The 21,793-nt window shown below is 70.8% G+C and carries 21 protein-coding genes; 8 read left to right on the forward strand and 13 right to left on the reverse strand.

The window, feature by feature from the left end; translation table 11 throughout:
• The first annotated feature begins 9 nt into the window (after positions 1-9).
• From ABH937_RS14760 to ABH937_RS14775, 4 genes are all read left to right on the forward strand, one after another.
• A complete protein-coding gene (locus tag ABH937_RS14760) occupies positions 10-1,584 on the forward strand; it encodes a glycoside hydrolase family 3 protein (RefSeq protein ID WP_280687493.1) in 1,575 nt (524 codons plus the stop codon).
• A 247-nt stretch (positions 1,585-1,831) separates the two neighbouring features.
• Positions 1,832-3,136, forward strand: coding sequence for an extracellular solute-binding protein (locus ABH937_RS14765; RefSeq protein ID WP_370218403.1), 1,305 nt, complete (start codon positions 1,832-1,834; stop codon positions 3,134-3,136).
• Between the two features lie 71 nt (positions 3,137-3,207).
• The gene (locus tag ABH937_RS14770) at positions 3,208-4,263 is read left to right on the forward strand and encodes an SIS domain-containing protein (RefSeq protein ID WP_280687485.1); all 1,056 of its coding nucleotides are present in this window, start codon (positions 3,208-3,210) and stop codon (positions 4,261-4,263) included.
• A gap of 309 nt (positions 4,264-4,572) precedes the next feature.
• Complete coding sequence (locus ABH937_RS14775) at positions 4,573-6,090, forward strand: sensor histidine kinase (RefSeq protein ID WP_280687483.1); 1,518 nt, start codon at positions 4,573-4,575, stop codon at positions 6,088-6,090.
• Positions 6,091-6,584: 494 nt separating this feature from the next.
• Here the strand turns inward: ABH937_RS14775 and ABH937_RS14780 are convergent, their stop codons facing one another.
• Together ABH937_RS14780 and ABH937_RS14785 are read right to left on the reverse strand one after the other, a co-directional pair.
• Positions 6,585-6,836, reverse strand: coding sequence for a WhiB family transcriptional regulator (locus ABH937_RS14780; RefSeq protein WP_014138019.1), 252 nt, complete (start codon positions 6,834-6,836; stop codon positions 6,585-6,587).
• 417 nt (positions 6,837-7,253) lie between these two features.
• Positions 7,254-8,225 (reverse strand): diacylglycerol kinase family protein, encoded by a 972-nt coding sequence (locus ABH937_RS14785; protein WP_280687482.1) that lies wholly within the window; start codon positions 8,223-8,225, stop codon positions 7,254-7,256.
• Between the two features lie 51 nt (positions 8,226-8,276).
• On the opposite strand from ABH937_RS14785, the gene ABH937_RS14790 reads away from it, so the two are divergent.
• Entirely contained in the window at positions 8,277-8,708 is a 432-nt protein-coding gene (locus ABH937_RS14790; protein WP_280687481.1) for a hypothetical protein, read from the forward strand.
• A gap of 76 nt (positions 8,709-8,784) precedes the next feature.
• Here ABH937_RS14790 and ABH937_RS14795 read toward each other — a convergent pair whose 3' ends face one another.
• From ABH937_RS14795 to sodN, 4 genes are all read right to left on the reverse strand, one after another.
• Positions 8,785-9,867 carry an RNA polymerase sigma factor SigF gene (locus ABH937_RS14795; protein ID WP_370145678.1) on the reverse strand — a complete coding sequence of 361 codons (1,083 nt, stop codon included), beginning with the start codon at positions 9,865-9,867 and terminating at the stop codon, positions 8,785-8,787.
• Between the two features lie 164 nt (positions 9,868-10,031).
• A complete protein-coding gene (locus ABH937_RS14800; protein ID WP_370145680.1) occupies positions 10,032-10,463 on the reverse strand; it encodes an anti-sigma regulatory factor in 432 nt (143 codons plus the stop codon).
• A 215-nt stretch (positions 10,464-10,678) separates the two neighbouring features.
• Entirely contained in the window at positions 10,679-11,155 is a 477-nt protein-coding gene (locus ABH937_RS14805; protein ID WP_280687479.1) for a GNAT family N-acetyltransferase, read from the reverse strand.
• A gap of 89 nt (positions 11,156-11,244) precedes the next feature.
• On the reverse strand, positions 11,245-11,640 hold the full coding sequence (sodN, locus tag ABH937_RS14810; RefSeq protein WP_280687477.1) for a superoxide dismutase, Ni: 396 nt from the start codon (positions 11,638-11,640) through the stop codon (positions 11,245-11,247).
• Positions 11,641-11,900: 260 nt separating this feature from the next.
• Between sodN and sodX the strand changes: the two genes are divergently transcribed.
• Complete coding sequence (sodX, locus tag ABH937_RS14815) at positions 11,901-12,293, forward strand: nickel-type superoxide dismutase maturation protease (RefSeq protein WP_280688003.1); 393 nt, start codon at positions 11,901-11,903, stop codon at positions 12,291-12,293.
• On the opposite strand, the gene ABH937_RS14820 is transcribed toward sodX, so the two are convergent.
• The 5 genes from ABH937_RS14820 to ABH937_RS14840 all read right to left on the reverse strand — a co-directional run bounded on the left by ABH937_RS14820 (position 12,277) and on the right by ABH937_RS14840 (position 16,912).
• On the reverse strand, positions 12,277-12,882 hold the full coding sequence (locus ABH937_RS14820) for a CGNR zinc finger domain-containing protein (protein ID WP_280687474.1): 606 nt from the start codon (positions 12,880-12,882) through the stop codon (positions 12,277-12,279). The two genes, sodX and ABH937_RS14820, sit on opposite strands and share 17 nt — an antisense overlap.
• Before the next feature lie 145 nt (positions 12,883-13,027).
• Entirely contained in the window at positions 13,028-13,780 is a 753-nt protein-coding gene (locus ABH937_RS14825; protein ID WP_280688002.1) for an amino acid ABC transporter ATP-binding protein, read from the reverse strand.
• A gap of 32 nt (positions 13,781-13,812) precedes the next feature.
• Positions 13,813-14,787 (reverse strand): amino acid ABC transporter permease, encoded by a 975-nt coding sequence (locus tag ABH937_RS14830; RefSeq protein WP_280687472.1) that lies wholly within the window; start codon positions 14,785-14,787, stop codon positions 13,813-13,815.
• Positions 14,788-14,823: 36 nt separating this feature from the next.
• The gene (locus tag ABH937_RS14835) at positions 14,824-15,741 is read right to left on the reverse strand and encodes an ABC transporter substrate-binding protein (RefSeq protein ID WP_370218406.1); all 918 of its coding nucleotides are present in this window, start codon (positions 15,739-15,741) and stop codon (positions 14,824-14,826) included.
• Between the two features lie 268 nt (positions 15,742-16,009).
• Complete coding sequence (locus tag ABH937_RS14840; protein WP_280687468.1) at positions 16,010-16,912, reverse strand: ABC transporter substrate-binding protein; 903 nt, start codon at positions 16,910-16,912, stop codon at positions 16,010-16,012.
• 553 nt (positions 16,913-17,465) lie between these two features.
• On the opposite strand from ABH937_RS14840, the gene ABH937_RS14845 reads away from it, so the two are divergent.
• Both ABH937_RS14845 and ABH937_RS14850 read left to right on the forward strand, forming a co-directional pair.
• A complete protein-coding gene (locus ABH937_RS14845; protein WP_280687467.1) occupies positions 17,466-18,662 on the forward strand; it encodes an NADP-dependent malic enzyme in 1,197 nt (398 codons plus the stop codon).
• A 107-nt stretch (positions 18,663-18,769) separates the two neighbouring features.
• Entirely contained in the window at positions 18,770-19,732 is a 963-nt protein-coding gene (locus ABH937_RS14850) for a zinc-binding dehydrogenase (protein ID WP_280687466.1), read from the forward strand.
• 69 nt (positions 19,733-19,801) lie between these two features.
• Here ABH937_RS14850 and ABH937_RS14855 read toward each other — a convergent pair whose 3' ends face one another.
• Both ABH937_RS14855 and ABH937_RS14860 read right to left on the reverse strand, forming a co-directional pair.
• Complete coding sequence (locus ABH937_RS14855; RefSeq protein ID WP_370218407.1) at positions 19,802-20,803, reverse strand: PadR family transcriptional regulator; 1,002 nt, start codon at positions 20,801-20,803, stop codon at positions 19,802-19,804.
• Positions 20,800-21,786 (reverse strand): DUF4097 domain-containing protein, encoded by a 987-nt coding sequence (locus tag ABH937_RS14860; protein ID WP_370218409.1) that lies wholly within the window; start codon positions 21,784-21,786, stop codon positions 20,800-20,802. The genes ABH937_RS14855 and ABH937_RS14860 overlap by 4 nt, the downstream gene beginning before the upstream one ends.
• Positions 21,787-21,793: the final 7 nt, after the last annotated feature.

Below are 21,793 nucleotides of genomic sequence, written 5' to 3' on the forward strand. Positions count from 1 at the left end.
CCGACCGCCGTGAGCATCCTGATTCCGAGCATTCCGGACAGCGACCAGCTGCACCGTGACGCACTGACCGTCCTGCAGCCCGGCTTCGAGGGCACCACCGCCCCGCCCGACTGGGTCCGCCGCCACCTGGCGGCCGGCCTGGGCTCGGTGGCGCTCTTCGGCCGCAACGTCACCGACCAGGCCCAGCTGGCGGCGCTGACCGCCCAGTTGCGCCAGGAGAACCCCGACCTGCTGATCGCGATCGACGAGGAGGGCGGGGACGTCACCCGCCTGGAGGTCGGCTCCGGCTCCTCGTGGCCGGGCAACCTGGCCCTGGGCGAGATCGACGACCCGGCGCTGACCCGGGACGTGGCCCGCGAGCTGGGCCGCGCGCTGGCCGAGTGCGGCATCAACTACAACTGGGCGCCCTCGGCGGACGTCAACTCCAACCCGGGCAATCCGATCATCGGAGTGCGCTCGTTCGGCGCGGACCCCGAGCTGTGCGCACGGCACACCGCGGCCTGGGTCCAGGGCCTGCAGTCGGCCGGCGTGGCGGCCTGCGCCAAGCACTTCCCCGGCCACGGCGACACGGCCATCGACTCGCACCACGGCCTGCCGATGATCGGCGTGGACGAGGACCTGCTGCGCTCGCGCGACCTGGTGCCGTTCCGGGCCGCGGTCGAGGCCGGGGCCAAGGCCCTGATGAGCGCCCACATCATGCTCCCGGCGGTGGACCCGGTCTACCCGGCCACGCTCAGCAAGGCCGTGCTGGGCGGCCTGCTGCGCGGCCGCCCGCAGGACGGCGGGCTCGGCTACACGGGCCTGATCGTCACCGACGCGATCGAGATGGGCGCGATCGCGAACACGTACGGCATCGAGGAGGGGACGGTGCTGGCGCTGGCCGCCGGCGCCGACGCGATCTGCGTCGGCGGCGGGCTGGCCGATGAGGAGACCGTGCTGGCCCTGCGGGACGCGATCGTGGGGGCGGTGCGCGCGGGCCGGCTGCCCGAGGAGCGGCTCGCCGACGCCGCCGCGCGGGTCCGCGAGCTGGGCAGCTGGGCTCGGATTTCAGCGCAGGGGGCGCCGACCGAGCCGGACCTGTCGATCGGCCTGCGGGCCGCGCGCCGGGCGCTGCTGGTGACGGCCGATCCGGCGCAGCCGTTCGTGCCGGTGACGGACCGTCCGTACGTCGCCTCCTTCTCGCCCGAGCCCAACATCGCGGTGGGCGACGTGACCCCGTGGGGCGTGGCCGGGATGCTGGCCGAGCGCTTCCCGGGCACCCGGGTGCGCAGCGTCTCGCCGGCCGACGTGGCCGCCGAGGGGCAGCTGGACGAGCTGGTCGCCGCGGTGCTGCGGGAGGCCGCGGACCGCCGGCTGGTGCTGGTGGTGCGCGACCTGCACCGCCACGCCTGGATGGCCGCCGCGGTGCACGGCGTGCTGGCGGCCCGTCCGGACGCCCTGGTGGTGGAGATGGGAGTGCCGCAGGCCGCCCCGGTCGGCGCGCTGCACATCGCCACCCACGGTGCGGCCCGGGTCTGCGGCCTGGCCGCCGTCGAGGTGCTCACCGGCCAGCCGACGGTGCGTGCGGCCGAGGTGCCCGAGTAGATCTTTCTGACGGCCGCTCAACAGCGAGGCCCCGTGGAGGAATTCTCCTTCACCGGGCCTCGCTGTGTTTTCTCCGGCAGGAGTTTTTCGGACTTCTCGGACTGATCGTCCATCAATTGTCATGCCTTAAGCAAGCATTAAGACACGAATGCGCAACGGCGTCCCGAAAGAACTCCGGAATGCGTTGACAGCCCCCATTGGTCTAGGCCAGGCTCAGCAATCTGGTCTGAACCACTCGGAGGATCATGTGAAGCGCCGTCAGCTGCTGGCCGCGTCCGTCGTCACCGCGCTCGTCGTGGGCCTGGCCGCCTGCGGTGGGAACGGCGGGCCGCAGGCCAAGCGGTCCGCCGACCCCAAGGCGGTCAGCGGCACCCTCACCGTCTGGCTGATGAGCGACGCGCAGACCAGCTGGCCGGACCTGGTGCAGCAGGTCGACGACGAGTTCGGCGCCGCCTATCCGAACGTCACCCTCAAACTGAGTTACCAGAGTTGGTCGAACAAGGTGCAGAACCTGGACGCCGCACTCGGCCGGGGAAACGCGCCGGACGTGGTCGAACTGGGCAACACCGAGACCATGAAGTACATCCTGAACGGCTCGCTGGCGCAGGTGGACAAGTCCGACTTCGAGAACTCGGACAGCTGGATCCCGGGCCTGGAGAACACCTGCGGTTACAACGAGAAGCTCTACTGCGTGCCGTACTACGCGGGCGCCCGGGTCGGCATCTACAACACCGCGATGTTCCAGCAGGCCACCGGCAGCGCGACCTTCCCCACCACGGAGTCCGACCTCACCGCGGCCCTGGACAGGATCCAGGCGGCGCACAAGGACGACAAGTCCTTCTCCGCGCTCTACCTGCCGGGCCCGTACTGGTACGCCGCGATGTCCTACGTCGCCGCGTACGGCGGCACGATCGCCCGCTTCGACTCCGCCGGCAACTGGCACGGCACCCTGGAGGACTCCAGGGCGCAGCAGGGCATCCAGCACTTCGTCGACCTGGTGAAGCGCTACAACCACGGCGATCTGACGGCCAATGAGCTGCACCAGTCCGACGTGCTGGGCAAGCAGGAGGCCGGGGTGATCTACGGCAACGGCTGGGAGGCGACCAGCGCCGCCACCCCGCCGGCCGGCGATCCGGCGCTCAAGGACAGCCTCCAGCCCGCGATCTTCCCCGGCCCGAACGGCAAGCCGCTGCCCAGCTTCATCGGCGGCTCGGACCTCGCGATCACCGCCAAGTCGCAGGTCACCGACGCGGCCAAGGCCTGGATCAAGCTCTTCACCAGCGCCAAGTCCGAGGCCGTGCTGGCGAGCAAGAACATCCTGCCGAACAACCTCGACCAGCTGGACCCGCTGAAGTCCAACCCGCAGACCGCGGCCGCCGCCAACGCGGTGCCGGACGCCTGGTTCACCCCAGTGGCGCCGGGGTGGGCGGCGATCGAGAAGAAGAACATCCTGGTGGACATGCTGAACGCGATCCTGGCCGGGCAGTCGGTGGACCAGGCGACCAAGGCCGCCGACGCGCAGATCAACCAGTTGATCAACAACCAGTCCTAGGGCCTCTCATAGGATCGGGATTCGTAGGTGTCCGCGACCGTCGCACCAGCCAGGCACCGGAGGCTCTCCTGATGTCCGACCAGCAGTCGCACCTTCCCGGGAAGATCATGGCGGCCGAGATGGCCGAGCAGCCGGCGGTGCTGCAGCGCATCCTCGACGAGGGCGCCGCCCGGATCCAGGAGATCGCCGCCGAGATCGCCGCCCGCGAGCCGCGCTTCGTGCTGCTGACCGCGCGCGGCACCTCCGACAACGCGGCGCTCTACGCCAAGTACCTGATCGAGGTGCTGCTCGGCAAGCCGGCCGGGCTCACCTCGATGTCCACCACCACCGCCTACGGTGCCAAGCCGGACCTGCGCGACGTGCTGGTGATCACGGTCAGCCAGTCCGGCGGCTCGCCCGACCTGCTCGCCTCCACCAAGGCCGCCCGGGAGGCCGGCGCGATCACCCTGGCGGTGACCAACAACGCCGCCTCGCCGCTCGCCGAGGTCTCCGAGTTCCACATCGACGTGCTGGCCGGACCGGAGAAGGCGCTGCCGGCCACCAAGACGTACACCGCCGAGCTGCTCGCCCTCTACCTCCTCGTGCAGGGCCTGCGGGGCGACGACTTCGCCGCCGCCAAGGGACTGCCGCAGCTGGCGGCGGGGGTGCTGGCCCGCCACGCCGAGGTGAAGGCGCTGGCCGAGCGCTACCGGTTCGCCCAGCGGCTGGTGATCACCTCGCGCGGCTACGGCTACCCGACCGCGCGCGAGGCGGCGCTGAAGCTGATGGAGACCACCTACATCCCGGTCACCCCGTTCTCCGGCGCGGACCTGCTGCACGGGCCGCTGGCGATGGTGGACAACGTCTCGCCGGTGATCGCCATCGTGCCGGACGGCAAGGGCGGCGAGGCGCTGCAGCCCGTGCTGGACCGGCTGCGCGGCCGGGGCGCGGACCTGGTGGTGGTCGGCCAGCAGGACCAGGTGGACGCGGCCTCGGCCGGCTTCGCGCTGCCCGCCGGGGTGCCGGAGGAGGTCCAGCCGATCCTGGAGATCCTGCCGTTGCAACAGCTCGCCTACGAGATCACCATCGCCCGCGGCCAGGACCCGGACGCCCCGCGCGCGCTGGCCAAGGTCACCGAGACCCGCTGACCCGGCAGGGCGGCGGTCGCGCGCGGAAAGCACTACGGGCCACGGCGCCGACACAGGACCCTCAGCCTGTGCGGCACCGCAGCCCGGAGCTGTCGTCGGCCGCCTCGTGCGCTCCCGGAACTGTGCGGGGTCCCGGTAGTGCGGCGGCCGACCGGGGAGCGGCCGCGCGCGGTCAGGGCAGTGTGCGCGAGTGGCCTCTCCTTGGTGCCCTTCCATTGTGGACTAGACCAATCTGGAATGTCCAGGAGTCGCCGGGCATTGGTCTGGACAAGCCGTGGTCCCGGCCGTCCGGCGGGCTACCCTCGCCCTGTGCCCTCGTTGAACGAACTCGTCCGCCGCCACACCACCCTCACCGGTGCCGATGTGGAGTGGCTCCACCTGCTGGTCTCGGAGTGGCAGCTGCTCTCCGACCTCTCCTTCGCCGACCTGGTGCTGTGGATCCCCACCTGGGACGGCATCCGGTACGTCTCGGTGGCCCAGATGCGCCCCAACACCGGGCCCACCTCCTACCAGGACGACATGGTCGGCCACCTGGTCCCGCGTGGCCGTCGCCCGCTGCTGGACGCCGCCTTCGACGAGGGGCGGATCGTGCGTGAGGGCGACCCGGAGTGGCGCGAGGAGGTGCCGGTGCGGGTCGAGTCGATCCCGGTCCGGCGCGAGGGCCGGGTGCTCGGCGTGATCGCCCGCAACACCAACCTGCTCACCGTGCGCACGCCGAGCCGGCTGGAGCTCACCTACCTGCAGAGCGCCTCGGACCTGGCCCAGATGATCGCGGCCGGCACCTTCCCGTACGCCGGCGAGCAGGTCGACATGGACGCGGCTCCCCGGGTCGGCGACGGCCTGATCCGGCTGGACGCCGACGGCATCGTCACCTACGCCAGCCCCAACGCGCTCTCCGCCTACCACCGGCTGGGCCTGACCACCGACCTGGTCGGCGGTCACCTCGGCAGCACCACCGCCGAGTTGGCGCCACCATCGCGCGGCGCGGTGCACGAGGCGCTGGTCAAGCTGGCCAGCGGGTGGGCGCCCCGGCAGACCGAGGTGGAGGCCCAGGGCGGAGTGGTGACGCTGCGCGCGATCCCGCTCAAGCCCAAGGGCGTGCACACCGGTTCGCTGGTGCTGGCCCGGGACGTCACCGAACTGCGCCGCCGCGAGCGGGAGCTGATGACCAAGGACGCCACCATCCGGGAGATCCACCACCGGGTGAAGAACAACCTGCAGACGGTGGCCGCGCTGCTGCGGCTGCAGTCCCGCCGGATGGGCGACGACTCGGCCCGGGCCGCGCTGGACGAGGCGGTGCGCCGGGTCGGCTCGATCGCGATCGTGCACGAAACGCTCTCCCAGACGCTGGACGAGCAGGTGGCTTTCGACGAGATCGCCGACCGGGTGCTGGCGATGGTGATGGAGCTGTCCCAGGACGGCCAGGTGACCACCCGGCGCAGCGGCAGCTTCGGCATCCTCTCCGCCGAGGTGGCCACCCCACTGGCGATGGTCCTCACCGAACTGCTGCAGAACGCGCTGGAGCACGCGTTCGGTCCCAAGGCGGCCGGCAACCTCTCGGTCAGCGCGCTGCGCGGGCGGGCGCCGGCCACCGGGATGGGCTGGTCGGACAGTTGGAACGGGGGAGCGAAGCCGGAGGAGTACCTGCTGATCACCGTGCAGGACGACGGGCGCGGGATGCCCGAGGGCTTCGACCCGCAGGAGGGCGGCAACCTCGGGCTGCAGATCGTGCGCACCCTGGCCGGCGGCGAGTTGGGCGGCACCTTCGACATGGTGGCGGCGCCCGGCGGCGGCACCAAGGTGGTGCTGGAGATCCCGGTCCGCTGACCGGATGCGCCGGCCGGACCGCAGGCGGGGGAAACGAAACGAGGCCCTGTCGACCGGGGGGGAGGGTCGACAGGGCCTCTCAACCCGTTCCGGCCGTCGGGGGGAGTCGGCCGGAACGGGGGCTCTGTGGTGCGCGACACCTTGCGGTGTGCGTCGGTCACTGCCAGGTCGCCCGTCCCGTCAAACTGCGTACGGTGAGCGTCCCAGGTCCACGATATTGCTCTGCGTGAACAGTATCAAGTGTCCGGACCTAGCGGGGGCAAGGTGTCGGGGTCGCCACGCCGATCGGATTCCCGATGCGTGACGGCTCCTGCGGAAGGCTTCGACGGAGTGGCGGTCGAAGCCTGTGATCATGTGTTGATCGGCAATGCTTCTGTCCAGCAACGCTGTTGATCGGCAACGCTGTTGAACGGTCGTACTCTTGAACGGTCGTACTGTTGATCGGTCGTGCGTCAGCTGCCGTGCGTCGGCTGAGCGGTGCGCGAGGCGCTCGCTCAGGCAGTGCGGGCGCGGTTGCGGGCGGCGCGGCGCTTCATCGCACGACGCTCGTCCTCGCTCATGCCACCCCAGACGCCGGCGTCCTGGCCGGTCTCGAGGGCCCACTGCAGACACTGCTCCATGACGGGACAGCGGCGGCACACGGCCTTGGCTTCCTCGATCTGCAGCAGAGCAGGACCGGTGTTCCCGATCGGGAAGAACAGCTCCGGGTCCTCTTCGCGGCAGACAGCGCGGTGGCGCCAGTCCATGGTCGTCCAACTCCTCCTGCCGGCAGGCGGTGGCCCGGCCGACACTATCGATGGCTTGTGAATGTGAACGCTTTCACGAATCCCACAACGGCAAAAGGGACCTAAGGCCTTTGCGGCCCGGCAGTCTGTGCAGAAGGGGGGTTCGGGCGCATCCTGAGGTACTGCTCAGCAGGTACTACTCACCTCGAGGGCCCCCAGCAGCACGTAGGTGCCAGGAGATGCTCAAGGGGGCCGCCTCGCTTGTCTCGCTGCGACGCGTCCCGATCGCCATGTAGAGGTTCGCAAACCTCGGGCTCGGATACAACCCCCTTCGAGGAGGAATTTTTGATTCTTCGGTGTCGCCTACCTCACAGGCCGTACTTCTATGGGGTGAAGGGGGCTAGCGCGTTCGAGAAGAAGGGCGGGACCCCCTTCTGGTCACACAATCACACGCAGTGCCCGTCGTACGCCTGTGAAACTGACGCGACTCCTCTCTCCAAGGTGGTCCCCGTCGACCTGAAATGGGGCCGGTTCCTGTGAAACCAAGGTGAAGTGTCTGACGTCGTGATAGGAGACGAGGTGCTTCCCGGTCGGCCCGGCGTCGTTCTGGGATTGCTCCGAAGGAGTGTGCGGCCGCAGAATCTGACGGACCGTACGAGCGGTTCCGAACGCCGTCATTCGAGTGATCCCGAAGATGTCAAGGTCGGTTTCGAAGGAAGCCGACGGCGAGGGCAACACCGGGCGATTACCCAGGAAAGTCCACGGCGAGGTGTTCGACACTATGGTCATCACCAGTCCCGGCTGCGGTGCGCGGCCCGGGATTTCCAGGGTGACGGGGCCGCTCCTGCGATGGTGACGCTCGGTGACGTAGTGCCGGAGCGCTTCGCGGACGTAGAGCGCGTGCGTGGACTTGCGCCCCGACCGGCGCTGGTCCTCCACCCGGCCGACCACCCCCGCGTCGAAGCCGAGGCCGGCGGTGAAGGTGAACCAGCGGTCCGGCAGCCCCTCGGACATCGCCTTGCCGAGTGAGATGGCCCGCTCCCGGCGGTTCTCCAGGGCGTCCAGCAGCTGCCCGGTGGCCTCCACCGGATGGTTGGGCAGGCCCAGCGCGCGGGCGAACACATTGGTGCTGCCGCCGGGCACCACGGCCAGCCGGGGCACCCGTTCGCCGGGTCCGTGCGCGAGCAGTCCGTTGACCACCTCGTTGACGGTGCCGTCGCCGCCGAGCGCGACCACCAGGTCCACCGTGCCGTCCGCCGCCGCCTCGCGGGCCAGGTCGCGGGCGTGGCCGCGGTAGCCGGTGACCGCGACCTCCAGCTTGAGATCGCTGCGCAGCGCGTGGGTGAGCACATCCCTGGTCCGGCCACTGGTGGTGGTGGCTTTCGGGTTCACGACCAGGAGCGCGCGCATGAGGTTCAGCCTACGGCTCACCGCTCGCGGGGCGGCGGCTACCCTGCTGGAGTGACCGCAGAAACCTCCTCCGCCGCCCCCGCCGACAGCTCCGCGTCGGCCCGCCCGGGCGCCCTGCTCGCCGCCGTCGCGCTGACCGCCGCCGAGGGCGCCGCACTGACCGCCTGGGGGGGCTACATGATCGTGGCCGGGCTGGTGGAGACCACCAGGAACCAGGGCCTGGTCGAGTACGGCGGCTCGGTGATCCTGCTGCTCGGGCTGCTGCCGCTGTTCGCCTCCTGGGCGCTGCTCCGGCTGCGCCGCTGGGGTCGCAGCCCGGCGGTGCTGACCCACTCCACCTGCCTGCCGGTGGCGTACTACATGTTCCAGAGCGGCGGCATGATGCCGGCGGTGGGCGCGCTGGTCGGCCTGGCCGGCCTGGCGGGCCTGGTGACCACGCTCCACCCGCGGGTCACCGCGCTGCTCTACCAGCCCGAGAGCTGATCGCCCCGCAGGGGGAAGCGAGCGCGGCCCGCCGCCCGGTGCTGACCGGGCGGCGGGCCGCTTCGTACCTCTGGTCCTACTCCTCGACCAGCAGCTTGTCCCGCAGCTGGGCCAGGGTGCGGGCGAGCAGCCGCGAGACGTGCATCTGCGAGATGCCCACCTCGGCGGCGATCTGAGACTGCGTCATGTTGCGGAAGAACCGGAGCACCAGGATCTTCTGCTCGCGCTGCGGGAGTTGGGCCAGCAGCGGCTTCAGCGACTCGCGGTACTCCACCCCCTCCAGCGCCTCGTCGGTGGCGCCCAGCGTGTCCGCCACGGCCGGCGACTCGTCGTCGCTGTCCGGCACGTCCAGCGAGAGGGTGGAGTAGGCGTTGGCCGACTCCAGGCCCTCCAGCACGTCCTCCTCGGAGATCCCGAGGTGCTCGGCCAGCTCGTGCACCGTGGGGGAGCGGCCGTGCCGCTGGGAGAGCTCGCTGGTCGCGGTGGTCAGCGAGAGCCGCAGTTCCTGCAGCCGACGCGGCACCCGCACCGCCCAGCCCTTGTCCCGGAAGTGCCGCTTGATCTCGCCCACGATGGTCGGGGTGGCGTAGGTGGAGAACTCCACCCCGCGCTCGTGGTCGAACCGGTCCACCGACTTGATCAGGCCGATGGTGGCCACCTGGGTCAGGTCGTCCAGCGGCTCGCCGCGGTTGCGGAACCGCCGGGCCAGGTGTTCGACCAGCGGGATGTGCATCCGGACCAGCTGGTTGCGCAGCTCCACCCGCTCGGTGGAGCCTTCCGGGAGCGCGGCCAGGCGCACGAAGAGCGCGCGCGCCGCCTCCCGGTCCGGTGCGGCGCTGCGGTGACCGGTCCCCTGGACGGGTAGCGCGGCCCGCACCACCTCGGCGGCCAGCGCCTCCTCGGCCGCCTCTTCGCCCACGGGGCCGGTCTCGTCGGCCGGCGGGCGTGGCCCGGCCGTCGGCTCCGGCGTCGGGTCGGTCGGCTGGCTCATCCGTTGGGCGTCCTTCGGGTGCGCGTCGTAGGGAGAGGCGGGGGCGGGCACGGTGCGACGCACGGCCGGCCGGCCGGCCGTGGCCCGGCCGCCGGCGGACACCTCGTCCGCGGGTCGGCCGTCCACGGGCAGCGGCCCGACGGCAGAGTTGCGATCCAGATCACTCACGGCGATCCCCCGTTCCGTTCCGGGAGCGCCCGGGCCGCCGGCGCGGCCGGGCCATCACATTGGTTGTACCGCGATCGGGCCCCGGAGCGGGAACGCCCCCGCCCCCGGAGGGGTCGTGGCAGTGCCCCACCGGTGCCCTGCGCGGGTCAGGCCGGGTGGCCGGATCACGGCTGGAGGATCGTCCCGCCGCGCTTCTTGTGCAGGCTGATGCTGACCGTCCGGTCCTCGGCCACCGAGGACTCCACCTCGCCGGCCAGCGCGGAGAGCACCGTCCAGGCGAAGGTGTCGCGCTCGGGCGCCCGGCCGTCCGTGGTCGGCGCCGAGACGGTGACCCGCAGCGCGTCGCCGACCAGCCGGAACTCGCAGGTCAGCACCGAACCCGGCACCGCCTGCTGGAGCAGGATGGCGCAGGCCTCGTCGACTGCGATCCGTAGGTCCTCGATCTCGTCCAGGGTGAAGTCCAGCCGGGCCGCGAGGCCGGCCGTGGCCGTCCGCAGGACCGAGAGGTAAGCGCCCTGGGCGGGCAGTCGGACCTCCACGAAGTCCTTGGCGGCCGTTTCGTCCCGCGACTCGGCAGCGCCGTCGATCTGGGACACCCTCACCTCCTGGGTGACGCGCTGTGCTGGTGACCCGAGGGCCTCGGCACGTTCTGTTGCTTGGCTCAACTGCTTCGCCCCAACTGTCTTGAGGGGTGGTGCGGTACGTCCCAGTCCTACCCAGTCGGGCGGTGCCGGACGCGGGCCGTCCGCCGAGACGTTACCGCGATCGGCCGATGGATGTCGCGACCTGTGACCGGATTCGCCGCAGGTCGTCAGCGCTTTCCCAGCTCCGCCAGCGGCTCGCCGGTCAGCCGGAACACCGTCCACTCGTCCATCGGTTCGGCGTGGAGCGACTTGTAGAAGCCGATCGACGGCTCGTTCCAGTCCAGCACCGACCACTCGAGGCGCCCGTAGCCGCGCTCCACCGCGATCCGGGCCAGCTCGGTCAGCAGGGCCTTGCCGTGACCGCCGCCGCGCGCCTCGGGGCGCACGTAGAGGTCCTCCAGGTAGATCCCGTGACTGCCGGTCCAGGTGGAGAAGTTGCGGAACCAGAGCGCGAAGCCGACCGTCTCGGCCGTCCGGTCGTCCTCGGCGATCAGTGCGAAGACCGCCGGGTGCTCGCCGAACAGCGCCTCGCGCAGCTGCTCCTCGGTGGCTCTGGCCTGGTCCAGGGCCTTCTCGTAGTCCGCCAGTTCGCGGATCAGTTCGATGATGGTCGGGACGTCCTCGGCGACGGCGGCTCTGATCATGCCTCCGAGGGTACTTGGCTCCGGTCACGACCGATGCCCTTCGCTCGAAAGAGCGAAGGGCATCGGCGTCAGCTTGACCCGGGCCGGGTTCAGGCCTGCTTGGTCTCCCAGAAGATCTTGTCGATCTGGGCGATGTAGTCCAGCAGGGTCTGGCCGGTGGCCGGGTCGGTCGAGGCCTTGGCGGCCGAGGCGGCCTTCAGGGCGTCGTTGAAGAGCTTGTGCAGCTCCGGGTACTTCTCGAAGTGCGGGGCCTTGAAGTAGTCGCTCCACAGCACCGACAGGTGGTGCTTGACGGCCTCGGCGCGCTGCTCCTTGATGATGATGGCGCGCGCGCGGAAGTGGGCGTCCTCGTTGGCCTGGTACTTCTCCTGAGTACCCTTCACCGACTCGGCCTCGATGCGGGCCTGGGCGGGGTCGTAGACACCGCAGGGCAGGTCGCAGTGGGCGTGAGCGGTGACCCGCGGTGCAAACAGACGAGAGAACATGGGAGTCCTTCCTTAGATCGTCTTCCCGGGCCGAGACTACCCCGCGACCCCCCGGATCTCTCGGTCGGGACGGGGACCTAGGGCAAAAGGTTGAGTCGGAACCGGTCGATATCGGGCACACGTTGACGATGCGGGATGCTGGTCCCGAGGACGGGAGCCGGCGGGCGCGACAAGGAGGTACGGCGATGCGGCGACGGGGCACTGACGCGGGCCCAGAACCTGCGGAGCGTACGGGAGGCGGCTTGCTGCCGTTGGGGCTGATGGACGTGGCCGGGCCTTCGATGGTGCCCACCCTGTACCACGGCGACCGGCTGCTGGTGCGGTACGGCGCCCGGGTGCGGCCCGGCGCGGTGGTGCTGGTCCGTCACCCGCTGCGCCAGGACCTGCTGGTGGTGAAACGGGCCACCGAGCGGCGGGCCAAGGGCTGGTGGCTGCTCTCCGACAACCAGTTCGTGGAGAACGACAGCCGGGAGTACGGCGCGGTACCCGACGATCTGGTGCTCGGCCGGGTGCTGCTGCGGCTCTCCCCGAACCCGGTCTGGCTGGCTCCGGCCGGCTGGCTGGAGCGGCTGCTCTGCACCCGGCCGCTGGGCCGCTGGCCGGGCCTGGCGGCCCGGTTCGGGGTGTTCCGGCGGCTCAGCCCCGAGCTGTAGCGGTGGCCGCCTCGGCTGCGGCTGCGGCCTCCTGCCGCTTGCGCGCCCGGTAGGCCGCCACGTTGGCCCGGGTCGCGCAGCGGTCCGAGCAGTACCGGCGCGAGCGGTTGGTCGAGGTGTCCAGATAGGCGTTGCGGCACGGCGCGGCCTGGCAGATGCCGAGCCGGTCCGCGCCCAGCTCGGTGAGGTGGATCGCCAGGCCCATGCAGGCCACCGCGGTGAAGGCGGCGGTGGCGCTGGCCGCGTTGTCCGCCAGGTGCAGGTGCCAGCGCGGCCGGCCGCTCTCGTCCAGGTAGTCGTGCCCGGAGACCAGCGGGCTGACCGGGTACTCGATCATCAGTTCGTTCAGCAGATCGACCCCGCGCACCTCGTCGCCGGCCGCAGCGGCCTCGAAGACCGCGCGCAGCCGGCCGCGCACCGCCCGCAGCCGGGGCAGGTCGGCGGCCTCGGTCAGCCGCGCACCGCGTGAGGTCGGGCTGCCGAAGAGCGCGCGCACCGCGTCCACGCTGACCAGCGCGTCGGTGCCGCGCTCCGGCTCCTCGCTGTTGACCAGCCGGACCGCGTAGTCGGCGTACAGGGCGAGCTCCACCGGGAAATCCTCCGCAGCGCGTAATGGGTAGTCTGCTTGAAGCCTATTACCTTTTGCCGGGAACGCGTACGGGCCGACAGCCCAGGGCGCCGGCCCCGACCGGGACCGGCGCCCTGACCTGCCGCGACCACGGCTGGGGCCGGCCTCAGAGCACCTTGGACAGGAAGGCCTTGGTGCGCTCGTGCCGTGGATTGGCGAGCACCTCGCGCGGGCTGCCCGACTCGACCACCACCCCGTCGTCCATGAAGACCAGCGCGTCGCCCACCTCACGGGCGAAGCCCATCTCGTGGGTGACCACGATCATCGTCATGCCCTCCTCGGCCAGCCCGCGCATCACGTCCAGCACCTCGCCGACCAGCTCGGGGTCGAGCGCCGAGGTGGGCTCGTCGAAGAGCATCAGCTTGGGCTGCATCGCCAGTGCCCGGGCGATCGCCACCCGCTGCTGCTGGCCGCCGGAGAGCTGGGAGGGGTAGTTCCTGGCCTTGTCGGCCATCCCGACCCGCTCCAGCAGCGCCATCGCCTGGTCCCTGGCCTCGCCCTTGCTCCGCTTCTTGACCTGGACCGGCGCCTCCATCACGTTCTCCACGGCGGTCATGTGCGGGAACAGGTTGAAGCGCTGGAAGACCATGCCGATGTCGCGGCGTTTGACGGCCACCTCGCGGTCCCTGAGCTCGTAGAGCTTCTCGCCCTTCTGGCGGTAGCCCACCAGCTCGCCGTCCACCCAGAGCCGGCCCGCGTTGATCTTCTCCAGGTGGTTGATGCAGCGCAGGAAGGTCGACTTGCCCGAGCCGGACGGGCCGACCAGGCAGAACACCTCGCGCGGGCGGACCTGGAGGTCGATCCCCTTGAGCACCTCGACCAGGCCGTACGACTTGTGCACGCCCTCGGCCCGCACCATGGCATCGCCGGCCGGTGCGTCGCTCTGCTCGGTCATACGTGACCACCTCCCTCAAGTCCCGGTACCACGTCGGACTTGGTGCCCGGGGTGGGCTTTCCGGCGATCAGCCGCCGCAGTCGCTGGAGCGGGGTGGGCGGCAGCACCCGGTTGGCGCCGCGGGCGTAGTACCTCTCAACGTAGTACTGCCCGACGGTCAGCACGGAGGTCATGAACAGGTACCAGATGCTCACCGCGATCAGCACCGGGATGGTCTGGAACGTGCGCGAGTAGATGTCGTGGCCGGCCGTGAACAGCTCCTGCAAGGAGATGACCTGGACCAGTGAGGTGGTCTTCAGCATCGAGATGGTCTCGTTGCCGGTCGGCGGGATGATCACCCGCATCGCCTGGGGCAGCACGATCCGGCGCAGTGCGGTGGTCTGGCTCATGCCGAGCGCGTGGGCCGCCTCGGTCTGGCCCTCGTCCACCGACTGGATCCCGCCGCGGACGATCTCGGCCATGTAGGCCGCCTCGTTCAGGCCCAGGCCCAGCAGCGCGGCGGTGAAGACCGGGATCAGCGTGTTGGTGGTGCCGGACCAGAACTCCGGGCCGAACGGGATGCCGATCGACAGCTTGACCCAGATCGCGCCCAGGAAGTTCCAGAACACCAGCTGCACCAGCACCGGTGTGCCGCGGAAGACCCAGATGTAGATCCAGGCGACGGTGGAGAGCAGTGGATTGGGCGAGAGCCGCATCACCGCGAGCAGCACGCCGCCGACCACGCCCATCAGCATCGACAGCACGGTCAGCTCCAGGGTGACCCGGACACCGTGCAGGATCTGCGAGTTGAACAGGGTCTGGCCGACCACGTGCCACTCGAAGGCGGGGTTCTCGATCAGGGCGTGGATCAGCATCGCCGCGAGGACCGCGACGACGATGGCTCCGGCCCAACGTCCGGGGTGGCGGACCGGGACGGCCTTGATGGCCTCAGGCCGTCCTGGTTCCGCCGCCCCCTTCTCTGTTGCGTTCACAGCGTGGCCTCAGGGGATTGAGTCGGGGGAACCGGGTCAGCTGGTGGCACCGTTGATGACCGACTGGTTGACGGCGCCGGCCTGCACGCCCCACTTCTCGAGGATGGCCTTGTAGGTGCCGTTCGCCATCAGCTCGGTGACGGCGCCCTGGACGGCCGGGCCCAGCGGCGAGCCCTTGGCGACCACGATCCCGTAGGGGGCGGTGTCGGAGACCGAGCCGATCGTCTCCAGCTGGCCGTTGGTCTGCTTGACCGCGTAGTCGACCACCGGCGAGTCGGCGAGCATCACGTCGTCGCGGCCCGAGACCACCGCCTGGGTGACGTCGGTCTGCAGGTCGAACTGGTCGCCGTTGTTCGGGATGGTCGGCTTGCCGGCCTTGCTGCAGGCGGGGTTGAGGACGTTCTTGATCTCGTCGGCCTGGGTGGTGCCGGTCTGCACGGCGACCTTCTTGCCGCACAGGTCGTTGGGGTCCACCTTCTGCGGGTTGCCCGCCTTGACCGCCGTGCTGGTGCCGGCCGAGAAGTAGGTCACCATGTCGACGGTGCCCTCGCGCTCCTTGGTGTCGGTGAAGGAGCTCATGCCGAGGTTGTACTTGTTCGAGGTGATGCCCGGGATGATCGAGGTGAAGTCGGAGTTCTGCACGTTGGCGGTCAGACCCAGCGTCTGCGCGATGGCCTTGGCCAGGTCGACGTCCATCCCGACGATGTTGCCGTTGGCGTCCTTGAACTCGTTGGGCGCGTACGAGGCGTCCGCGGCGACCACGAGCTGGCCGCTGGACTTGATGCCGGCGGGGACCTGGGCGGCGAGCGAGGCGACGGCGCTGGGGGTGGGTATCGCCGAAGAACCGCTCGAGGTGCTCTTGCTGCTACTGCTGCAACCGGTGACGACCAGCGTGCCGGTGATGAGAAGCGCCCCGAGGGCAGCGGTGTTGGAGCGACGGGTGCGGGTGCGCATGGGGGGAGCCTCCTGGTGAGAGGTGATGCCGATGGGCCGCGGTACGGGTCTGCTCGGGTGGACCACCCTCCGCCGAGGTGGTGGGGGAATCCTGCCATCACCGAACTGTTGAGCGGAGCACTATTGAGATCAAAAATGCGTAACGTGATCGCTCCGCCGTGCTTTTCCTGCCAGGTTCTCATCGCGGGTCGGCTCCCGCCCGGTGATGCGCCCGGGCGGGAGCCGACCGCGGCACCCGGCCGGTGCCGACGGCGGCTCAGCGGGCGGCTCAGAAACCGCCGTTCTCGGTGGAACTGGGCACGGCGCCGTCCCGGGCGTTCCACTTGGTCAGGATCTGGTCGTAACCGCCGTTGCGGATCAGCTGGTCCAGGGCCTTGGCCAGCACGTCGCGCAGCGCGGTGTCCGACTTGTTGACGGTGATTCCGTAGAGGCTGGTCTGCATCATCGCGCCGACCACCTGGTACCGGCCGCCGCCGTGGTCGGGCTCGGTGTTGTAGGCGGCGACCGGGTAGTCGTTGAGGTCGGCCGCCGCCACGCCGGAGTCCACCTCGGCCAGGGCCTGCGCGTCGGTGGCGAACTGGTCGATCTTCAGCGACTTGCCGGCCTTCTGGCAGGCGGGCACCTGGCGGGCGGCGATCTCGGCCTGGATGGTGCCGCTCTGCAGGGCGATGGTGCGCCCGCAGAGGTTGTCCAGGGTGACGATGCCGAGCGGGTTGCCCGCCTTCACCAGGATCGAGGTGCCGGTGAGGAAGTAGTCGACGAAGTCGACGCCCGGATTGCTCCGCGCGCCGGTGTCGTCGGTACCCAGCTGGCGGTCCGGGGTGTCGATCACGGCGGACACCGCCAGGTCGAGCCTGTTGCTCTGGACATCGGGGATGAGCTGGGCGAACGGCTCGTCGACGAGCTGGATCCGCAGACCCAGGTAGTTGCCGAGTGCATCGATGAGGTCGATGTCGAGCCCGCTGGGCTGGTTGGTGCCGGGGTCCTTGAAGTCGACCGGGGCGTAGTTGAGGTTCGAACCGACCCGGAGCACGCCCGCGGTGCGCAGCTCCTTCGGCAGCTGGGCCAGCAGGCCGGGGCCGGTGACCACGGGGGCGGTGGGTATCGAGGCGCAGGCGGTGAGTAGCAGGACGCTCACAGCGAGTGCGGGTACGAGTGTGCGGTTGCGCATGGCTGGACTGGACTTCCTGAGGGAGGGAAGAGCGAGTGAGGTCCGCCACGGCGGGGCTGCTGGGGTGTGCAGCGCGACCTCGGTATGCCCAGGTGGCCGCAGGTGAAGGGGTGCGCGGCCGGTGTCCGTCGAGGTTGCCGATTGGGGGGCGGGGAGGGTGATCCTGCCATCCCCGTCTGCCGGACCGAGCGCCGGGTGTGTCAGAATCTGCTATCGGGTGATCCCCGGTACCGAACAGAGACCCGCCGGCCCGCGACAGGGCCGGGGTGCGCAGGACCGGAAGTCATGACGCCGACTCCGTAGCCGACGCACCAGCTCCCCTCCGGGCCCTCCTGTTCACCCCTGCGGATAGTGCGTGACGAATCACCATGGCTGGTGAACAGTGCGTGACGAGAGACGATGGCACAGGTGCGGTGCCGTCGCCCCGTCCTAGGCTCTGCCGGAAAGCACCAGCGCAGGCTCATCAAAACCCTCACTCGAGGCCGCCGTTCGACGTGCCCGTTCGACGCCGTCGCACCACGCGCCCTCGCTGATCAATGACGAAGAGGTCATCGTGGCAGCGGAGATCATCCACCCTCGTACCGAGGACACCGACGATCCGGTCGACGCCGTGTTCGCGCTTCACCGCGGCGGCAAGATGGAGGTGCGCGCCACGGTTCCGGTGCGCGACGCGGACGACCTGTCCCTGGCCTACACCCCCGGGGTCGCGCGGGTCTGCACCGCCATCGCCGAGCGGCCCGAACTGGTCAACGACTACACCTGGAAGGCCAACACGGTCGCGGTGGTCACCGACGGCACCGCCGTGCTCGGCCTCGGTGACATCGGCCCGCAGGCCTCGCTGCCCGTGATGGAGGGCAAGGCGATCCTCTTCAAGCAGTTCGGCGGCGTGGACGCGGTCCCGATCGCGCTGGACTGCACGGGCGTGGACGAGATCGTGGAGACCGTGGTCCGGCTCGCCCCGTCCTTCGGCGGCGTCAACCTGGAGGACATCTCCGCCCCCCGCTGCTTCGAGATCGAGCGCCGGCTGCAGGACGCGCTGGACATCCCGATCTTCCACGACGACCAGCACGGCACCGCGATCGTCACCACCGCCGCGCTGTGGAACGCCGCCAAGGTGACCGGTCGGGAGATCGGTTCGCTGCGCGCGGTCATCTCCGGCGCCGGTGCGGCGGGTATCGCGATCGCCAAGATGCTGGTGGCGGCCGGGATCGGCGACGTCTCGGTCTGCGACCGGCGTGGCGTGGTGTACCAGGGTCGCGGCGACCTGACCGACGTCAAGGCCGAGATCGCCGAGCTCACCAACAAGACCGGGCTCAAGGGCACCCTGGCCGAGGCGCTGGCCGGGGCGGACGTCTTCATCGGCGTCTCCGGCGGCACCGTGCCGGAGGAGGCGGTGGCCACCATGGCCGAGGACTGCTTCATCTTCGCGATGGCCAACCCGAACCCGGAGATCCACCCGGAGGTCGCGCACAAGTACGCGGCCGTGGTGGCCACCGGGCGCTCGGACTTCCCGAACCAGATCAACAACGTGCTGGCCTTCCCCGGCATCTTCGCCGGTGCGCTGCAGGTGCGGGCCTCGCGGATCACCGAGGGCATGAAGCTCGCCGCCGCGCAGGCGCTGGCCGCCGTGGTGGCCGACGAGCTGACGGCGCAGAAGGTGATCCCCTCGCCGTTCGACGCCCGGGTGGCGCCGGCGGTCACCAAGGCGGTCGCCGAGGCGGCCCGGCGCGAGGGCGTCGCGCGGATCTGATCCGCCGACAGCACGGACTGGTCGGACCGGTCGGCCCGGAACACGCGGTGGAGGTCACACCCTCGCGTGGTTCCGGGCCGCGGCCGTTCTTGGCTAGTGTCCGGTCCATGTTCGCCGCCTACGCAGCCCGCATCGATGCTGACGACCCGTTGAGTGCCCTGGAGCTGGGGGAGTTGCCCGAGCCCGAGGCCCGGCCCGGCTGGAGCGTGGTGACCGTCAAGGCCGCCACCCTCAACCACCACGACCTCTGGTCGCTGCGCGGGGTGGGCCTGCCCGCCGAGCGGCTGCCGATGATCCTGGGCTGCGACGCGGCCGGGATCGACGAGCAGGGCAACGAGGTGGTGATCCACTCGGTGATCGGCCAGAGCGGCCACGGGGTCGGGCCGGACGAGCCGCGCTCCATCCTGACCGAGCGCTACCAGGGCACCTTCGCCCAGCGGGTGGCGGTGCCGACCTGGAACCTGCTGCCCAAGCCGGCCGAACTCTCCTTCGCCGAGGCGGCCTGCCTGCCGACGGCCTGGCTGACCGCCTACCGGATGCTCTTCACCAACGCCGGGGTCAAGCCCGGTGACACCGTGCTGGTGCAGGGCGCGGGCGGCGGGGTGGCCACCGCGCTGATCGTGCTGGGCAAGGCCGCGGGGCTGCGGGTCTGGGTGACCGGGCGGGACGAGGCCAAGCGGGCCCGGGCCGTGGAACTCGGCGCGGACGCGGCCTTCGAGAGCGGCGCGCGGCTGCCCGAGCGGGTGGCCGCGGTCATGGAGACGGTCGGGGCGGCCACCTGGTCGCACTCGGTGAAGTCGCTGCGGCCCGGCGGGACCATCGTGATCTCCGGTGCCACCTCGGGCCCGAGCCCCAAGTCGGCGGAGCTGAACCGGATCTTCTTCCTGGAGCTCAAGGTGGTCGGCTCGACCATGGGGACCAAGGAGGAGCTCGCCGGCCTGCTCGCGCTCTGTGCGCACGCGGGCGTGCGCCCGGTGATCGACTCGGTCCTGCCGCTGACCGAGGCGCGCGACGGCTTCGCGCGCCTGGCCAAGGGCGAGGTCTTCGGGAAGGTCGTACTGGAGCCCTGAACGGCGCGTGGCCCGTTGCGCGCGCCGGGGCGCGGGCAACGGGCCACCAGTTGATGCCCGATCAGCGGATCAGCCGAGCAGGCGGCGCAGGCGTTCGGCGGCGCCGGCCAGCACCGACTGGGCCTCGGCCAGCTGATCGGCCGTCAGTCGGCCGCTGTCTCGGGCCGCGTCCCTGGCGGCGTCGCGGACCTGGTCGCGGAACCGGTCCAGCAGCCGGTCCAGTTCACGGGCCGGGTCGGCGTCGGGCTCGGTGCGGGCCCAGTCGGGCAGGTCGCTCGGGGCGTCCTTGCCCAGGTCGACCTTGGCGGCCGAGCCGGCCGCCGCCGTGTCGCCCCAGCGGGACGGGTCGGCCAGGCCCGCCAGACCCCGGGTCAGCTCGGAGAGGCCCTCGGCCAGGCCGGTCGGCCAGTCGCCCTTGCTCACGTGCTCGCGGACCTGCTGCTCGACCTTGCGCTTGATCCGCAGGGCCTCCTGCTGGGCCGCCTGCCGGACCGCCTGGGACTGTTCGCGGGCCTTGCGGGCCTCTTCCTTGGCCTTCTTGGCCTGCTCCTTGGCAGCCCGCTCCTGCTCCTTGGCCCGCTTGGCCTGGGCCTTGAACTCGGAGAACTCCTCCTTGGTGCGCTGCCAGCCCGAGTCGCCGCCCGCCGTCGCGCCGCGCCAGGCGGCAGCCGGGTCGGCCGCCTTGGGCGCGCTGCGAGCCGCGTCGCGCAGCTGCTCGCGCAGGTCCTTGGCGGAGTCCCGGACGTCCTCCCGGATCGCCCCGGCCAGCTGCGCGACCGAGTCGCTGATCTCCACCTCCAGCTCCGCCAGGTCGTCCTGACGATCCGTCAGTTCCTGGCGGCCCGCCTCGGTGATCCGGTAGACCTTGCGGCCGCCTTCGGTGCTGTGCTCCACGAGCCCCTCCTGCTCAAGCTTGGCCAGTCGCGGGTAGACGGTGCCGGCGGACGGCGCGTAGAGCCCGTGGAAGCGTCCCTCCAGCAGGCGGATCACCTCGTAGCCGTGCCGCGGCGACTCGTCGAGCAGCTTCAGCAGGTAGAGCCGCAGCCGGCCGTGCGCGAAGACGCTGCTCATGCCTGCTCACCCTTCGGTTCGTCGGTCGCATCGGTCGGGCCGGTCGTGGCCTGTTCGGCGGCCTCGTCGGCCTCGTCGGCCTCGTCGGCCTCGTCAATGGGGGCGGTCAGCTCCTTGACCAGGTTGGGCCCCTCGTCCTCGGGCTCCGGGCGGCGCAGCACCGAGATCGCCCCGGAGACCGTGGTCACCTGGAGCCGGCCGGTGCCGGCGCCGAGCTTGCCGGTGAGCTTCTTCGCGCCCCAGCTGCCGCCGACCGTCAACTCCTCGAAGGCGGTGGCGAACTGGCCGTTGGTGCTGCCCGCCTCGACCGTGGTGTCGGCCGGCTGCGGCAGGCGGACCGCGACGTCCCCGTTGACCGTGTTGATCCGCACGTCGGCCGAGCCGGTGCCGGCCAGGTCCAGGGTGACGCCGCCGCCGACCGTGCTGGCGTGCAGCGAGGCGGGGGTGCCGGAGATGACGGTCAGTCCGCCGGAGACGGTCTTGACCAGCAGGTCGCCGGAGACCGACAGGGCGTCGATGTCGCCGGAGACCGACTTGGCCTCGATCCGCCCGGCCAGGCCCACCAGCGTGGTGCTGCCGGCCACCCCGCCCACCGAGGTGCCGCCGCGCACGCCGGAGACGGTGGCCTCGGCGGAGACGGTGCCGACCTTGACCTCGGCGTCGGCCGGCACGGTCAGCGAGACCACGGCCCGGGCCCGGCGCTTGCGGAAGAGCGAGTCCAGGATGCCCTTGACCGAGTCGACCGACTTGAACCGCTCCCGGTCGCCGAAGTCGCTCCAGCTCAGGTCGGGGTAGGTCACGGTCAGCACGCCGTCGGTCAGCGTGACCTGCAGCGGTTCGCCGTCCAGCTCGGTCACCTCGAGCCGGGCCGGACCCTCGGCGGCGACCACGTTGACCGCGCCGCCGATGATCCGCACCTCCAACGCCCGCACCGCCTCGTCGAGCGTGATCCGGTCGGGTTCGCTGACTGTCCACTGGCTCATCTGTTCG

The organism is Kitasatospora sp. GAS1066B (genome assembly GCF_041262605.1).
In the GTDB taxonomy this organism is placed as follows: Bacteria; Actinomycetota; Actinomycetes; order Streptomycetales; family Streptomycetaceae; genus Kitasatospora.

Excerpts from the sequence above, each read along its gene's own strand:
- ABH937_RS14770 (WP_280687485.1), top strand. The coding sequence starts at position 3,208 with ATGTCCGACCAGCAGTCGCACCTTCCCGGGAAGATCATGGCGGCCGAG.
- ABH937_RS14780 (WP_014138019.1), bottom strand. The coding sequence starts at position 6,836 with ATGGACTGGCGCCACCGCGCTGTCTGCCGCGAAGAGGACCCGGAGCTG.
- ABH937_RS14785 (WP_280687482.1), bottom strand. The coding sequence starts at position 8,225 with ATGCGCGCGCTCCTGGTCGTGAACCCGAAAGCCACCACCACCAGTGGC.
- ABH937_RS14805 (WP_280687479.1), bottom strand. The coding sequence starts at position 11,155 with ATGATCAGAGCCGCCGTCGCCGAGGACGTCCCGACCATCATCGAACTG.
- sodN (WP_280687477.1), bottom strand. The coding sequence starts at position 11,640 with ATGTTCTCTCGTCTGTTTGCACCGCGGGTCACCGCTCACGCCCACTGC.
- sodX (WP_280688003.1), top strand. The coding sequence starts at position 11,901 with ATGGACGTGGCCGGGCCTTCGATGGTGCCCACCCTGTACCACGGCGAC.
- ABH937_RS14825 (WP_280688002.1), bottom strand. The coding sequence starts at position 13,780 with ATGGTGCGGGCCGAGGGCGTGCACAAGTCGTACGGCCTGGTCGAGGTG.
- ABH937_RS14835 (WP_370218406.1), bottom strand. The coding sequence starts at position 15,741 with ATGCGCACCCGCACCCGTCGCTCCAACACCGCTGCCCTCGGGGCGCTT.
- ABH937_RS14840 (WP_280687468.1), bottom strand. The coding sequence starts at position 16,912 with ATGCGCAACCGCACACTCGTACCCGCACTCGCTGTGAGCGTCCTGCTA.
- ABH937_RS14850 (WP_280687466.1), top strand. The coding sequence starts at position 18,770 with ATGTTCGCCGCCTACGCAGCCCGCATCGATGCTGACGACCCGTTGAGT.
- ABH937_RS14855 (WP_370218407.1), bottom strand. The coding sequence starts at position 20,803 with ATGAGCAGCGTCTTCGCGCACGGCCGGCTGCGGCTCTACCTGCTGAAG.
- ABH937_RS14860 (WP_370218409.1), bottom strand. The coding sequence starts at position 21,786 with ATGAGCCAGTGGACAGTCAGCGAACCCGACCGGATCACGCTCGACGAG.